10 protein-coding genes are annotated in these 14412 nt (G+C 70.5%); 6 read left to right on the forward strand and 4 right to left on the reverse strand.

From position 1 onward, the window contains the following. Positions 1-5 precede the first annotated feature (5 nt). Positions 6-1223 carry a vWA domain-containing protein gene (locus WME82_RS18435; protein ID WP_438043898.1) on the reverse strand — a complete coding sequence of 406 codons (1218 nt, stop codon included), beginning with the start codon at positions 1221-1223 and terminating at the stop codon, positions 6-8. 1081 nt (positions 1224-2304) lie between these two features. Beyond that, positions 2305-3573, reverse strand: a complete 1269-nt coding sequence (locus WME82_RS18440; protein WP_438043899.1) for an ADP-ribosylglycohydrolase family protein — start codon at positions 3571-3573, stop codon at positions 2305-2307. Between the two features lie 292 nt (positions 3574-3865). On the opposite strand from WME82_RS18440, the gene WME82_RS18445 reads away from it, so the two are divergent. From WME82_RS18445 to WME82_RS18460, 4 genes are all read left to right on the forward strand, one after another. Beyond that, positions 3866-6637 carry a DUF2961 domain-containing protein gene (locus tag WME82_RS18445; RefSeq protein ID WP_438043900.1) on the forward strand — a complete coding sequence of 924 codons (2772 nt, stop codon included), beginning with the start codon at positions 3866-3868 and terminating at the stop codon, positions 6635-6637. 240 nt (positions 6638-6877) lie between these two features. Further along, entirely contained in the window at positions 6878-7900 is a 1023-nt protein-coding gene (locus WME82_RS18450; RefSeq protein WP_438043901.1) for an ABC transporter substrate-binding protein, read from the forward strand. Between the two features lie 7 nt (positions 7901-7907). Continuing rightward, positions 7908-9428 carry a sugar ABC transporter ATP-binding protein gene (locus tag WME82_RS18455; RefSeq protein ID WP_438043902.1) on the forward strand — a complete coding sequence of 507 codons (1521 nt, stop codon included), beginning with the start codon at positions 7908-7910 and terminating at the stop codon, positions 9426-9428. Next, a complete protein-coding gene (locus WME82_RS18460; RefSeq protein ID WP_438043903.1) occupies positions 9425-10366 on the forward strand; it encodes an ABC transporter permease in 942 nt (313 codons plus the stop codon). The genes WME82_RS18455 and WME82_RS18460 overlap by 4 nt, the downstream gene beginning before the upstream one ends. A 46-nt stretch (positions 10367-10412) precedes the next feature. On the opposite strand, the gene WME82_RS18465 is transcribed toward WME82_RS18460, so the two are convergent. Beyond that, the gene (locus WME82_RS18465; RefSeq protein WP_438043904.1) at positions 10413-11219 is read right to left on the reverse strand and encodes a phytanoyl-CoA dioxygenase family protein; all 807 of its coding nucleotides are present in this window, start codon (positions 11217-11219) and stop codon (positions 10413-10415) included. Between the two features lie 409 nt (positions 11220-11628). Here WME82_RS18465 and WME82_RS18470 point away from each other — a divergent pair, with 409 nt between their 5' ends. Beyond that, positions 11629-12732 carry a hypothetical protein gene (locus WME82_RS18470; RefSeq protein ID WP_438043905.1) on the forward strand — a complete coding sequence of 368 codons (1104 nt, stop codon included), beginning with the start codon at positions 11629-11631 and terminating at the stop codon, positions 12730-12732. On the opposite strand, the gene WME82_RS18475 is transcribed toward WME82_RS18470, so the two are convergent. Then, complete coding sequence (locus WME82_RS18475) at positions 12710-13264, reverse strand: DUF4345 domain-containing protein (protein WP_438043906.1); 555 nt, start codon at positions 13262-13264, stop codon at positions 12710-12712. The genes WME82_RS18470 and WME82_RS18475 overlap by 23 nt on opposite strands. Before the next feature lie 133 nt (positions 13265-13397). On the opposite strand from WME82_RS18475, the gene WME82_RS18480 reads away from it, so the two are divergent. Further along, the gene (locus WME82_RS18480) at positions 13398-14387 is read left to right on the forward strand and encodes a cupin domain-containing protein (protein WP_438043907.1); all 990 of its coding nucleotides are present in this window, start codon (positions 13398-13400) and stop codon (positions 14385-14387) included. Positions 14388-14412: the final 25 nt, after the last annotated feature.

Consider the following 14412-nt stretch of genomic DNA (forward strand, 5'->3'; position numbering starts at 1 on the left):
GTCGATCACTGGGGCACTTGGATCACGTCCTCGCAGGTGAAGTCGACGCCCAGGGAGACCTCGACGTCGGCCTGGACCACGGCGCACGTATCGTCGCAGAGGATGATCGCCGTCGGGGTCGCAGGGTCGTCGTAGCGCCATGTCCCCGCGGCCGCGCAGGCCTGGTCATACGTGAGGGTCGTCGGCATGTTGGTCGTGGCGCTCGTGTAGGTCACGTTGACCTTTTGCTTGTCGAAGCTCCTCCCGTCGGGCGGCGGCGGGATCGGGATCGTGCACGAGACGGCGGCGCCGCGGATCTTCTCGATCGCGGTCTTGAACGCGGCCGTCGTCTGCGCGGGGTCGCCGGTGTTCAGCATGGACGCCTCTCCCGTGCCGCCCGCAGCGGCGATCTCGTGCAGGTTGGTGAGGCTGGGCGGGGCGCCTTCCCCCTGCGGACTGTCGACCCCGATCACGAAGGTCGAGATGTTGCTGGAGAGCGCGGCCTCGACGCTGCTCACGACGTCCGGGAGCGTGTTGCCTTGCCGGCACCCTTCCGGATAGCCGTCCGTCACGAGCACGATCGCATATTTCCCGGGGTTCTGCTGGCGCTGCGCCTCGATGAAATCGACGATGCCTTGGACCGCGAATGCCGTCGGCGTGCTGGTGCGCCACGAGAGCCTGTCGCTGATCTCCGGCTCGATGACGTCGATCGCCTCGCCGAACGCCGGGGAGGGCAGCGGCGTCATCGGGACATCCGGGGTCGAGTAGCCGGCGGCCTGGCACGCCTGAGTCGTCTGAGCCGCGCCCGGGAAGAACGTGAGCGACGCCCTGAACCCGGCGGACGCGGGATCCACGAAGAACTGCTTCGTCGCGGCGACGACGGGATCCCACTTGAGATCCTTCCTGCGCCACTCCACGTCGCTCGCTGTCATGCTGGCCGATACGTCGAACGCGAACACGAGGTACACCTGCTGAAACCCCGCCTGGGACGACTGGGTGGCGCACGCCTCCCCCGCGCCCGTCGAGCCCCCGCTGCTGCTTCCGGTCGTGCCGGAGCTCCCGCTCGAGCCCTCGCCGCTTCCGTTGCCGAAGGTGTCGTCGTAGCCGGTGCTGGTGCTGGTGACGGAGCCCGAGCCCGAGCCGGCGCCGGCGCCGGCGCCGGAGCCGGTGCTGCTCTGGGAGCCAGCGCTGTCCCCGCCGCCATCGTTGGCCCCGCCGCACGCCGCGCCGATCAAAGCCACCATTGGCAATGCAATGGCTGTCCTAGGCAATCTCATGAGCCGACTCCTACTGGAACGCGTGCCAGCGCGGTCCGCGGGCACGAAGTTAGTTAGCAACGAGAGGTCTCCAGAGGCGGAATTTTCCAGTGCATGCCTCGGCGGAGCCCCGGGATCGATGTCGAGTATAGTCGATGACGCTGATCTTTGCGCGGGATACGGTCCGAAAAGACGCAGCGTCGAGTCGCCGTCGTCATCGCGCAATGCGCCCCCGTTCACGCAACCGGCATGGTCGTCGGCGTGAAATCTCACATCCGGGCGTCGCGGGTGCAGGGCCGCGCCGTCCCTCATGGCGCGGGCTCAGCGGCGCGGGAGCGTTGCGCGCCCGCGTTGCGCAGAGGCCGCCGGGATCCGAGGGGCAAACGCAGCGGTCCTGGACTTGGCAGAGCGGTCCGCGCGGTGGTCCGTGTCGCGCCGCGTGCAAAGGTCGCTCGTCGGGGTGTCAGAATTGTCGCCGGAGCTGCTTGCGGTGGACGTCTTCATCGTGCAGCGACGCTGCACTTGTTGGTCGTCAAGAGCAGCTCGAGTTCACCGGTCGCCTTCTAAAAAATCGACCCCACCCAAAGATTCATCCACGTGTCGAATTGCCCCGGTCGCGCTGCGGCGCGCTGGGAGAGAACTCGAGTGTTTTCCCGAGCGGCGTATCGACGTCCGCGACGCTTCGAGGCAAGATTCCGCCGTGTGCTGGCAAGCGGCTTCCTTGCGGAAGGCACGCAGAATACCGAGGAGGTGCCGATCGGAGAGGGCCTCTGGAAGACCGCTGGACCGGTCAAGCTGCACCGGTACCTCGTCGACACCGAGCAATGTGGAACGATGTCCGAGGTCGTGCTCCCGGAAGACGGGGTGGACGTGATCATGGGGTTGATGCTGAAGGTCGAGTCCGGCGGCATCACGGAGGTCGAGGCCATCATCACCCGGGATGGCGATTGGCTGTTCGACGCCCAGGGGTACCTCGACTCGAAGGACCAGACATGGGACGTCTTGCCTGAAGAGCAGCGCAGCACGCGGGAACAGCTGATCGCCGCGGCCAAGGCGTATTTCGACGTCTTCAAGGACAAGTCGGTGGAGCCGCCGTTCGGCGAGGACTGCGAGCGCCTGGAAGGCGGCCAGGCGACCGCGCCGTGCCCCGTCGGGATCCCGGCGGAACGACCCATCGGGTCGGCTCGACCTGGCCGCCTCGCTCCTGCACGGCGAGGTCGACCAGCGCGGCCATCCTCCTCGCCACGTCCGTGAAGGTGTCCTCGGCCTCGCGATCCTGCGGAAGCCGGTCCGGCAGGGTGGGGCGCGTGCGGTGGATACGATAACGGTCGGACAGGCGCGCGCCGGGGAAGGCGCGGCGCAGCTCCTCCATCCCGCCGATGAGCGCAACGAGCGAGCCCATGGTCGCCGTGCCGTTGTCGGAGTCCCAGCCGGACAGGGTACCGATCTGTACGGTGCGCCGGAAGCTCCCCTCACCGAACAGGAGGGCCAGCGTCGCGGTCGCCAGGTTGATCGCGGATTCCGTGAACCCCCGATAGACGAAGCCATACGCCGAGGCTCGCTCCTGGTAGCGATCCGCAATGGCATCGCGGGCGCGCTCCCAGCCGTCGCGATCCTCGGCGCGATCGCTGGTCGATAGATAGGCGGACAGCACGAAGTCGATGACGTCGGCGGCCTTGGACTCCGCCGGCAGGTAGCTCCTGGCCTCACGGACGATGCGCACGATCTCCTGTCGCCGCGGCTTCTCCAGATCGACGGTCGCCGCGAGCGAGAAGAGGAGGACATGGAACTGCGCGGCGTGCGCGGCGTGATCGCGCGCGGTGGTCCGGATGGGGAGGTCGGCGATCCGCAGCGCCAGCTCCGGCATGCCGGGCGCGAGGGCGCCGAAGATCTCCGTGGTGAGCTGGGCGTCGATCTGGAGCGCGTCCGGATTGAGCGCCGGATCGCTCGTCGCGGGGGGCAGCACGCCGCGCTCGAGCAGATCGCGCGCCCTCCGGTTGGAGACCCAGATGAAGTCGTTGATGTGCGCGCGCCATCCGTCCCGGATTCGCCCCGGGGAGAGGAAGAGCGTCCCCGCCTCGGTCATGAGGTGGAGGTAGACATACTCGATGTCGGTGTCATCGTCGGCAGGGCAGGGGTCGAGGACGACGAAGTCGATCGGCGCCCCGTCGCGCCCCAGGGGCTTTCCCCAGTCAGCGTCGGTGAAGAAGGGGCGCTCGATGCGGACGCCCTCCGTGCGAAGCCCTGTCCAGTTGGCGATGCACGCGCCAATCCACATCGCGCGGAGCCGCTCGGCGTAGGCCGCGCGATCGAGCTGGAGCCGCGGCCTCGGGGACATTCCCGGGGCGTCCCGTTGCTCCATGGGAGCGGCGAGCGCGCGTCGCGTCGCGTCGCCGGCGCCCGCGAGCGGCGATAGAGAGAGGAGCGCGAGCAGGAGGCCTCGCGCGCATGCGCGTGGCCCGACGCTGGGCGAGCCTTCGACAGGGCGTCGATCGCGGCGGGTGCGCATGAATTACCCCCATCGAGTGCGCGATCGGTGCGTCGCGCATGTCCTCGCTTCGCGGCGGTGCAAGCGTGGTGCCTCGCCGAGCCCGCTCCCCTGGCGTCGTTCGCGCCATTAGGTTTCGATCATGAACGCCGGAAGTCTCGACGGGCGCGGCGCACGCGCGCTCCTGGACCGACTTGTCTCGAGCGCGGCCCGCCATCTCCTCGGCGCGTCCCTCGCCATCGCGCCGGGCGCCGCGTCGATCACGCCGGTGCTGGAGGATCTCCTCTCCTTTCATCCCGGGTGGATGACACGGAGCGTGACCACGCATGACCCTGCAGGGGGCAACGATGATGGATATCGCCCGGGGGTCGCGCTCGAGGGGGACCACCGGGTCCTGTTCCATGCCCGCGGGGAGGGGAGAATCGCGCGCATCTGGATGACCGCCCCCCGCGCGGAGCTCGAGAGGCCGGACCAGGAGATCTGGATCGAGATCGACGGACACACAGCGTTCCGCGGGTCGCCCGGCGATTTCTTCGGGGGCAGGGGCCCCTGGAGATCACCTCTCGTGCTCGACGTGGACGCGAGCTCGGGCGCGTATACCAGCTACGTCCCCTTCGCCTGGTCGAGCGAGGCCAAGGTCCTCTTCCGGGGCGTTCCCATCTATTACCAGATCACGTACCGCGAGGGCCCCGGGGCCGCGTCGGGACCGACGCCCGAGGAGCTGTCGCGATTCATGACGGAGGACTGGACAGCCACCCTGCTTGCCCCGCCGCGCCGGGAGAGCCTGAGCGCCAGCGCGCCGCTCGTCCTGGCGACTGGCCCCGCGACCGTATCAGGGGTCGACGTTCACATCCCGGCGGGGAGCTTGAACGACCTGTCGGTGAGGATCGGCGGACAGCCGCCCATACCAGCGTCGTTCTTCTTCGGCCTCGCCAGCTCGGGCACCGACGCTGACGGCGGATGGACCACCTTCAGGAGCGCGCTGCACGCCGCCTGGACGCCCGACGCCGCAGGGGCGGGCAGGCTCGCGACGCGCCTGCCGATCCCGCTGGCCGAAGGCGAGGTGCTCTCGCTCGAGGCCGCGCCCGGGCAGGAGATCGCGGGTGTCGAGGCGGCCGTCGACCTCGCGCCCGCCCGCCGAGGCGTGCGGCTGATCGCGCAATACCGCGATCAGATGGCCCCCGGACGCGAGACGACGATGCCCCTCTTCGAGAGCGATGAGCCGCTCCAGTTCGTCGCGCTTCTCGAGGAGATCAGCGGCGGCCGACCGAACGATCGGACGTACCTCGAGGGCGACGAGATGATCCGGACCGACGGAATGTCGCACCCGCTGCAGATAGGGACCGGCACCGAGGACTATTTCAATGGAGGCTTCTATTTCCTGGGCGCGCACCATAACGCCTTCAGCGGGCTGCTCCGCTTCCTCGTCGTCGATCCCGAGGATGGATGGAAGAACGCCACGTTCGTCCATTCCCTGTACCGCCTTCACGTGGCCGATCCCATCGTGAGCCGCTCCGGTCTGCGCTTCGGCATGGAGGCCGGGCCGACCGGCGCCTACACACCGCTGCGGGTGCGCTCGCTGGGCCTCTCTTACGCATTCCCGGAACATCAGGTGATCGGTGAGCAGAAGGTCCGTGCGTCCGGGCGGCGGCGGCTCGTGCATTCGGCCGTCGACGCCGAGCGGCTGGAGCTCCGGCGGCGATCCTGGTCCAGCGAGGGCCGCGGGATCACCCGGATCGAGGTCGCGTGCCCGTCCGATGCGCGCGGCCTGCTGCTGCTCCGCGCGTACTCCGCGGCGAACGCCCCCCAGACGGCGCGCGTGAGGCTCGATGGGCGGGAGGTCGGCGTGCTCCACGAGATGCAGGCGAACCCCGTCCGGTCGCTCGCCGAGGACGCGCTGTGGATAGACCTCCTCCCCGAACAGTGCGGCGCAGGCGAGCGCCCGGTCCTCGAGATCGACGCGACAGGCTCCCCGGCGCCGTGGAGCGAGCGGGGTTACACGCTGCGGTTCTTCTCCGGACCTCCCGCGCCTCAGCTCACGCAGGGGCCCGCGGTGAAGATCTTCGATACGAAGAGCCTCCTCGGGGGGCCGTTCTATGTGAACGATCACTCGATGATCCAGCTCGCCGACGGTCGCTGGATCCTCACCGGGATCTTTCACCGCGAGCCCTATCGACCGGACACCGAGCGCGAGTTCGTCCTCGCCACCTCGCCAGGACCTGGGCCGGTGAGCTGGATGGAATCCGTCTCACCGAGCCTCACGCTGGCTCCGGAGCGCTTCTCCATTCGCGCCCTCTCCGACGAGCGCTGGATCTGGGCCCCGCACATGGTCCAGGACCGGGACGGCAGCCTGGTCATGATCTTTCACGTGGGCACGCACGACCCCGACCGATCCGGCTTCCGGATCGCGCGCTCGCGCGACGGTTTCACCTGGAGCCGCGAGGGAGGGACGCTCTTCGAGGACATCTGCGTCGCCCGCGATCCGATGCTCGCCCGGCTCGGCGATCTGTGGGTGGTGTACTATACGCGCTGCGCGTCGATCGAGTCGCCCCTGAGCGGCGTCGCCTACCGCACGTCGCTGGATCTCTTCCACTGGAGCCCGCCGGCCATGGCGCTCACGCTCGGGCCGGAGACGGCGATGCGCAACAGCGGTTATACCGAGTCGCCGTTCGTGTTCGAGCGGAAAGGGTGGTTTTACCTGACGCTCACCAGCTATCCTGTCGACTACGACGCCACGTTCGTCTACCGCTCGCGCTCGCCGTTCGCGTTCCCGCCGCACGCCGTCGCCCGGCTACGCGCCCACGCGGCCGAGTGGGTCGCGGAGGGGGGCGATTTCGAGGCGGGGCGCCTGTTCTTCACGCACGCAGGGGCAGGGAAGGGCGGCGTGTTTCTCCAGGAGCTCTTCGGCCTCTGAGGCGAAGGCGGCGCCGCCGAGCTGACTGAGCGGCGCCGTCCGACCCGGGTCGATGCGCGCGCCCGCTCGCCGGTTCGACCCGGGTGAATGACGAGCTGCAGGCGAGCGTCGCGCCGGGATGAGCTCGCCTGCGCCGGACGCAGCCGAGAACTCCCATGGTGCTTGTCGGACGGAACTCCGCCGACGACATGCTCGCCCGCGCGAGCGTGGCCGCGATCCGTCGACTATCCTCTCGCGCCCATGAGCGTCCATGTCGTCGTGTGCGCGTTCGCGATTGCCGTCCTCGCCGCGTGCTCCAAGACGTCGTCATCGGCGACGACGTCGACGGATGCGGGCGCGGGCGCGACGGGCGGCGCGCGCCTCCGCATCGCTGTCGTGCCGAAGGGGACGACACACGAGTTCTGGAAGAGCGTGCACGCAGGCGCGGTGAAGGCCTCGCGCGAGCTCGACGTCGACATCGTGTGGAAAGGGCCGCTCCGGGAGGACGACCTCAAGGCGCAGGTCGATGTCGTCTCGAGCTTCGTCGCGCAGGGCGTGTCCGGCATCGTGCTCGCGCCGCTCGACGCCACGGCGCTGAGGGCGCCGGTGCGGGCGGCGAGGCAGGCGAAGATCCCGGTGGTCGTGTTCGACTCCGATCTCGCCAGCGACGATCACGTGAGCTTCGTCGCGACCGACAACGAGGCGGCCGGGAGGCTCGCCGGTGAGCACCTCGGCAAGGCGATCGGCGGGAACGGCAAGGTCGTCGTGCTCCGTTACCAGGAGGGCTCGGCGAGCACGCAGCACCGCGAGAAGGGGTTCCTCGACGCGGTCCGCGCGATGGCCGGCGTCACGGTCGCGAGCGAGAACCAGTATGGCGGCGCTACCACCGAGTCCGCGTTCCACAAGAGCGAGAGCCTGCTGCTCGCGCAGAGGGCGGCGGAAGGGGCCATCGCCGGGGTCTTCACGCCGAACGAGTCGACGACGTTCGGGATGCTTCAGGCGCTCCGCAAGACGAACGTCGCGAGGAAGGTGAAGTTCGTCGGCTTCGACGCGTCGGAGAAGCTCCTCGGCGCGCTGCGCGAGGGCGACATCGAGGCGCTCGTCGTGCAGAACCCGTTCAACATGGGGTACGTCGCGGTCAAGACGATGGTGGCGCACCTCCACGGAGAGAAGGTCGAGGCGCGCATCGACACGGGCTCGCGCGTCGTCACGAGGCAGGACCTCGACGACCCGGCGGTGCAGGAGATCGTGAGACCCGACCTCGCCAGGTGGCTCGGGGAGTGAGCGGCCCGTGGGTGGAGAGCGCGCGCCCCTCCTCGAGGTGACCGGCCTCGCGAAGGCGTTCGGCCCGAACCCGGTGCTGCGCGACGTCTCGCTGCTCGTCGCGCCCGCGAGCATCCACGCGCTCCTCGGCGAGAACGGCGCGGGCAAGAGCACGCTGGCGCGCGTCCTGCTCGGCATGGAGCGCGCTGACGCGGGCGCGATCCTGCTCGGAGGGGCGCGGTACGCGCCGGCGTCGGCCGAGGAGGCGCGCCGCGCGGGCGTCGTCCTCGTGCCGCAGGAGCGGACGCTCTGCGCCCACCTCACGGTCGTCGACAACGTGATGCTCGGGATCGAGCCGCTCGCGCGCGCGCGGCTCGGGATCCGGGACCGCTCGCGCGCGCGCGCCGTGGCGCGGGCGGCGATCGCGCTCGTCACCGCCGATCCGGGCCGCGTGCCGCTCGACGCGCGGGCCGGGGAGCTCGGCGTCGCCGATCAGCAGCTCGTCGAGATCGCGCGGGCGCTCGCGCAGGGCGGCCTCCGCGAGGACGGGCGGCTCGCGGCGCGGCTCCTCGTCCTCGACGAGCCGACATCGAGCCTGGGCCAGTCGGACGCCGCGCGCCTGTTCGAGCGCGTCGGCGCCCTGCGAGACGCCGGCCTCGCGGTGCTGCTCGTGACCCACTTCCTCTCGGACGTGCGCGCGCACGCCGATCGCTACACGGTGCTCCGCGACGGCCGCGTCGCGGGAGAGGGCGATCCGCGCGAGATCGAGCCGGCGCAGATCGTCCGAGAGATGCTGGGCCGCGCGCTCGATGACACGCGCGCGAACGCCGACTCGCGCGCGAGCGCCGTACCCGAGGCGGCGCGCCCGGACGGCGGCGAGGTGGTGCTCGAGGCCGAGGGCGTCTCCGGCGTGAAGCGGCCGAAGCGCGCGTCGCTGACGCTGCGCCGGGGGGAGATCCTTGGCATCGCCGGCCTCGTGGGCTCGGGGCGGACGGAGCTCCTCCGCATCCTCGCGGGGCTCGATCCCAGGCGCGGCGGGACGGTCGCGCTGCGCGCTCCTCGCGGGATCGGCCTGCTGAGCGAGGATCGCGGCGGGGAAGGGTTGATGCTCGGCCGCTCGCTCGCCGAGAACGTCTGGCTCTCGCCGCGCGCCCCGCGCTTCGCCAGGCCGAGATCGGTCCTCTCGGAGGGCGCGCGCTGGATCGAGGAGCTCGCGATCCGCGCACGTGGGCCGGAGCAGCGCGCCGGCGAGCTCTCGGGCGGCAATCAGCAGAAGGTCCAGATCGCGCGGCTGCTCCGCGAGGACTTCGATGTGCTCCTCGTCGACGAGCCGACGCGCGGCATCGACGTGGCGAGCAAGGCGCAGGTGCTGGCGCTGCTCCGGGATCTGGCGCGCGCCGGCAAGGCGATCGTGCTCGTGTCGAGCCAGCTCGACGAGCTCGTCACGACCTGCGATCGCATCGCGGTCCTCCGCCGGGGGACCCTCGACCCGCCGCGGCCCGCGTCGTCATGGACCGAGGCGTCGCTGCTCCTGGAGGCATCCTCGTGAAGAAGCGTCCGCCGTGGGTGGGGCCGCTCGTCGCGCTGCTGCTCGTCTACGCGCTCTTCGCGGCGCTGACGCCCGACACGTTCCTGCGCAGCCAGAACCTGCTCACGATGGCGCGGCAGACGGTGGTGGTCGCCATCTGCGCCGTCGGCATGACGCTCGTCATCGCGACCGGCGGGATCGACCTCTCCACGGGCTCGCTCGTCGCGTTCACGACGGTCGTCCTCGCGAAGCTCCTGCGCGCGGGGGTGCCGGCGCTCCCGGCGGCGCTCGTCGCTGCGGCGGCGGCGGGCCTCGTGGGCGCCCTCGTAGGGACGCTCGTGGGGCGGGCGCGGATGGTGCCCTTCGTCGTGACGCTGGGCACGATGAGCGCGCTGCGCGGCGCGGCGAAGGGGCTCGCGTCCGAGCAGAAGATCGACGCGGATCCGCGCGGTCTCGACGCGCTGCTGTCGTCCGACCTCACCGCGCCCGGGCTGTGGATGACGGCGGCGCTGGCGATCCTGGTCTTCGCCGTGCTCATGTTCACGCGCTTCGGGCGGCACGTGTTCGCGGTCGGCAGCAACGAGGCCGCGGCGCGCCTGTGCGGCATCGACACGGGGCGCGTGAAGATCGCGGTGTACACGCTGTCGAGCCTCCTCGCCGGCGTCGCGGGGGTGATGGAGTTCTCGACGCTGACGGTGGGCGACCCGACCGACTCGATCGGTTTGGAGCTCGAGGTCATCGCGGCGGTGGTCATCGGCGGCGCGCCGCTCTCGGGCGGCGAGGGGAGCGTCGCGGGGAGCGTGATCGGGGCGCTGCTCATCACGGTCATCCGGACCGGCGGCGTCCACCTCGGGTTGCCGAGCTGGGTGCAGGAGATCGCGACGGGCGCGATCATCGTGATCGCCGTCGCGGTCGATCGGGTGCGGCGCGCGCGCGGGGCGCGCGCCGCCGCGGGTTGACGGTGATTCGACGCGCGCGGCCGGTGTGTCGAGGCGTGTCCGATGCTCACAGATCGCCGCGCAGCGCCGCGCGGATGGCTTGCTCGACGGGTGAGCTCTCGCCGTCTTCGCGATCGAGCCGCAGCGGTTCGGTCGGGAGCAGGGGCGGCTGGGCCAGGAAGCGCGGGCGCGTGCCGCGGTGCGGCTGCGCTGCGTGGACCAGGAACGGGTGGCACAGGTAAACCGTTCCCGCCTCGCCGGTCGCGAGGACCTGCGGACGGTGGGCCGTCTCGGCGAAGCCGTTCGCGGCCAGCTCACGCAACGTCAGCCCCGGCTCGCCTGCCGGCTCGAGCTGCCGCGCGATGTCCAGATGGGACCCCGCCCGGATGCGCGTCGGCGCGTCGGATTCGCCGACATCCGAGAAGAGGAACAGCATGAGCAGCGCGCGGCCGCGCGACGCGACGTTCACGCGCCATGACATGAAGTCGGGGTTCTCGGTGCCGAAGCTCACGTCGACGTGCCAGCCGGCATCCCCTGGATCGTCGGGAGACGGGAAGCGCACGGGGAAGGTGCCCAGCGTGTTCAGCGGTTGCCAGCGCCCGCGACCGACCAGCCGATCGAACGCGGCCCGCAGCACCGGCGTGTTCACCGCCTCGGCGAACGGCCGCTGGCCGTACAGCCCGAGTCGAACGACCGGCTTCGTCCAGGTCTTCGGATCGTGCGGATCCATCCCGGTGTCACGCCACAGGATGGCGCGGCCCTCGTCGGCGAGGACCCGCGGGAACGCGGCGTCGATCCGGACGAATCCATCGGCGATGAAGCGCTCGATCTGTTGATCGTTCAGCTCGAACATGGCGCGCGGACCAGTCTGCATGGCCGCGCCAGAGGGGGCAAGCGGGCCAGGTCGGGCTCGCCTGGCGTCGTGGGCCGCGCACAGGCGGCCTCGGCGCCTGGATCAAGGGCAGGGGCTCGGGCTGCACATCGCTTACCGCGCGGCGGAGCTCCACGGCTTCCGCCTCGGTTTGCGGCCGTCTTCAGGGGATCTGCACAGGGCGCAGTGGCTGATCTCGAGGGACATCCGTGTCGCGGGTGTGCCATGGGCTCTTCGGTCGCCGTGGGATCGATGAGCGGACCGCCGCAGGACGGAGGTACTCTGCGATGATGCTGGCGACTGGCCACGCGAGGAGCGAGCGGCCCGAGAGGTGTCCACGCCGCTGAGCATAACCTTTCGGATCGAGGAGGGCGTGATGCGGCGATCGCTGGGACTGATCTTGTGCTTGTCGATGGCGACCGTGGTTGTGGCCTGCGGGGACGACCAGCGTGGGGGGGGCGCCGGAGCGACGAGCTCCTCGGGAGCCGGCTCGGGCGGCTCGACCCCGGAGCTTCCGGTGCATGAGGGCGATGGCCCCGCGGCAGGCAACCCGGAGGGGAGCTGCGCTGTTCCGGCCGAGGCCCAGGCCGCCGACACGTCGTCACCGACGACGGTGATCGGCGACGGGACGCCGGAGAGCTGCACCTCGGAGGCTGTCGTCAGCGCCGTCGCGGCCGGCGGCATCATCACATTCGACTGCGGCCCGGAGCCGATCACCATCACCCTCGAGGAGACGGCGAAGATCTTCAACGATACTGGCCCCGAGATCGTGATCGACGGCGGCGGGCTCGTGACCTTGAGCGGCGGCGGGCAGCGGCGGATCCTCTACATGAACACCTGCGACGAGGCGCAGGTCTGGACGACGCCGAACTGCGACAACCAGGACCACCCGCGCCTGACGGTCCAGAACCTCACCTTCTTCGGGGGCAACTCGACGAACGATGACGACGAGGGCGGCGGAGCCATCTTCGCGCAAGGCGGGCGCCTGAAGGTCGTCAACTCACGCTTCTTCAACAACACGTGTGATCCGACCGGCCCCGACATCGGCGGCGCCGGGATCCGGGCGTTCATGCAGTACAACGGCCTTCCGCTCCACGTGGTGAACAGCACCTTCGGCGGCGCCGAAGGCTACGGGAACGAGTGCGCGAACGGCGGCGGCATCAGCAGCATCGGCGTCTCCTGGACGGTCATCAACAGCCTGTTCTCCCACAACCGCGCGCTCGGCAACGGCGGCAACCCCGCGATGGCCGGGACGCCGGGCGGCGGCAGCGGCGGGGCCATCTACAACGACGGCACCACGATGACGCTCACGCTCTGCGGGACCCGGATCGAGCGAAACGAGGTGAACGCCCACGGGAGCGCCATTTTCTTCGTGAGCAACGATCACACCGGAAACATCGTCATCGACCGGTCGGTGATCACCAGCAACATCGGCGGGTCGTGGTACCCGACCTATCCGCAGATCTCGAATCACGATGACACGCCGATCATGGTCACGGCGTCGACCATCGAGTGAGGGCGGCCGGTCGCGCCCGGCGGACGCCGCCCGCGTGCCGGCGATGCGCGACGAGCGCCGCGACACACAGGAGGCCGAGAATCAGCTCCACGGCGGTCGCCAGCACGAGCTCCTGCGCCGGCATCCCGTCCACGGCCATGCTGAGCAGGCGTGAGAGGCCGTAGGAGACGTACATCACCGCGCCGAGCACGCTCGCGGTGAACGCCAGCCGTGAGACGAAGGCGCCGAGCAGGATCACCGCGCCGACGCCCAGGAGGGAGCCACCTGCGGCCCGTGCCTCGCTGAGCAGGCTGCTGCTCTCGCCGAGCGAGATCCCGCTGCCCGCATGGAAGGCGACGGGCGCGACGAGCGACGCGCCGCCGATCCCGAGGAGCACCAGGCCGGCGACGAACAGCGTCGCCGTCACGAGCCGCGGGGCCTGCAGGTTCGCTGTTCGCCTCGCGACGGGGCTCGTCGCGACGCCGGGCGCGGTCCGCCGACCGGTCGTACCTGTCGAGCCGATGACGAGGATGGGGCGTGCACGATCGGGCATGGTGCTCCTTGCTGGATGGTGCATCCAACGTGCGGCGTTCTGAAGGGACGATCAATCATCGAATGTCCATCATTACTTGCCGTTCGTCCACGATCGTTGGACGTAGGGTCGAAGCTCGGGCACGCTGTGGCGCGTGGCGAGCCCTCGCAGCGTCGTTCCTGCCCCGGACCCGCTCGGAGAGTCGCTGCACCTGTTGCGGCTGACGGGCACCCTCTACTGTCGCGCCGAGCTCTCCGCGCCGTGGGGCATCGACGTGCCCTCGCTGGAAGGGTTGATGACGCTCCAGGTGATCACCGCGGGGCACTGCTGGCTCGAGGTCGACGGGGCGCCGCCGATGCGCCTCCAGCAGGGAAGCCTCACGCTGATCCCGCACGGTACGCCGCACCGCTTTCGCAGCAGCGCCCGCGCGCGCACGGCGCCGCTGTTCGAGATCCCTGTCGAGCAGATCAGCGAACGATACGAGATCATGCGCCACGGCGGAGGCGGCGAGGTCACGCACGTCACGTACGCCGCGATGCGCTTCGATCACGTCGTCGCCCGGCGCCTCGTCGCGCAGCTCCCCCGGGTCTTGCACATCGACGCGTGGGACGACGAGGACACCGGCTGGATCCACAGCACCCTGCGCCTCATCTCCCGTGAGGCCCTCACCCTCCGCCCGGGCGGGGAGACGATCATGACCCGGCTCGCCGATGTCCTCGTCGTCCAGGCCATCCGGTCGTGGCTCGGCTCGTCGCCCGAAGCGGGCCGCGACTGGCTCGCCGCCATGCGGGACGAGCACGTGGGGCGCGCGCTGTCCGCGATGCACCGCTCGCCGGAGCGCCCGTGGAGCCTCGTGTCGCTCGCCCGCGAGGCGCGCATGTCCCGCTCGGCGTTCGCGGCGCGGTTCACCGAGCTGGTCGGCGAGCCCGCGATGCATTACCTGGCCGAGTCGCGGATGCAGCTCGCCCGCGCGCACCTCCAGCAGACGTCGGAGCCCCTCTCGGACATCGCGCGGCGCGTCGGCTACGGGTCCGAGGCGGCGTTCTACAGGGCGTTCAAACGGGCGTTCGGCGTGCCGCCGGGAAGCGTGCGCCGCGGCGCCGCGACGGCGGAGCACGCGCCGAGGGCGGGCGCCCGGCCGTGACCGCATCCGGTCACACTCTGTCGCC

It is taken from the genome of Sorangium sp. So ce128 (assembly GCF_051525245.1).
In the GTDB taxonomy this organism is placed as follows: domain Bacteria; phylum Myxococcota_A; class Polyangia; order Polyangiales; family Polyangiaceae; genus Sorangium; species Sorangium cellulosum_B.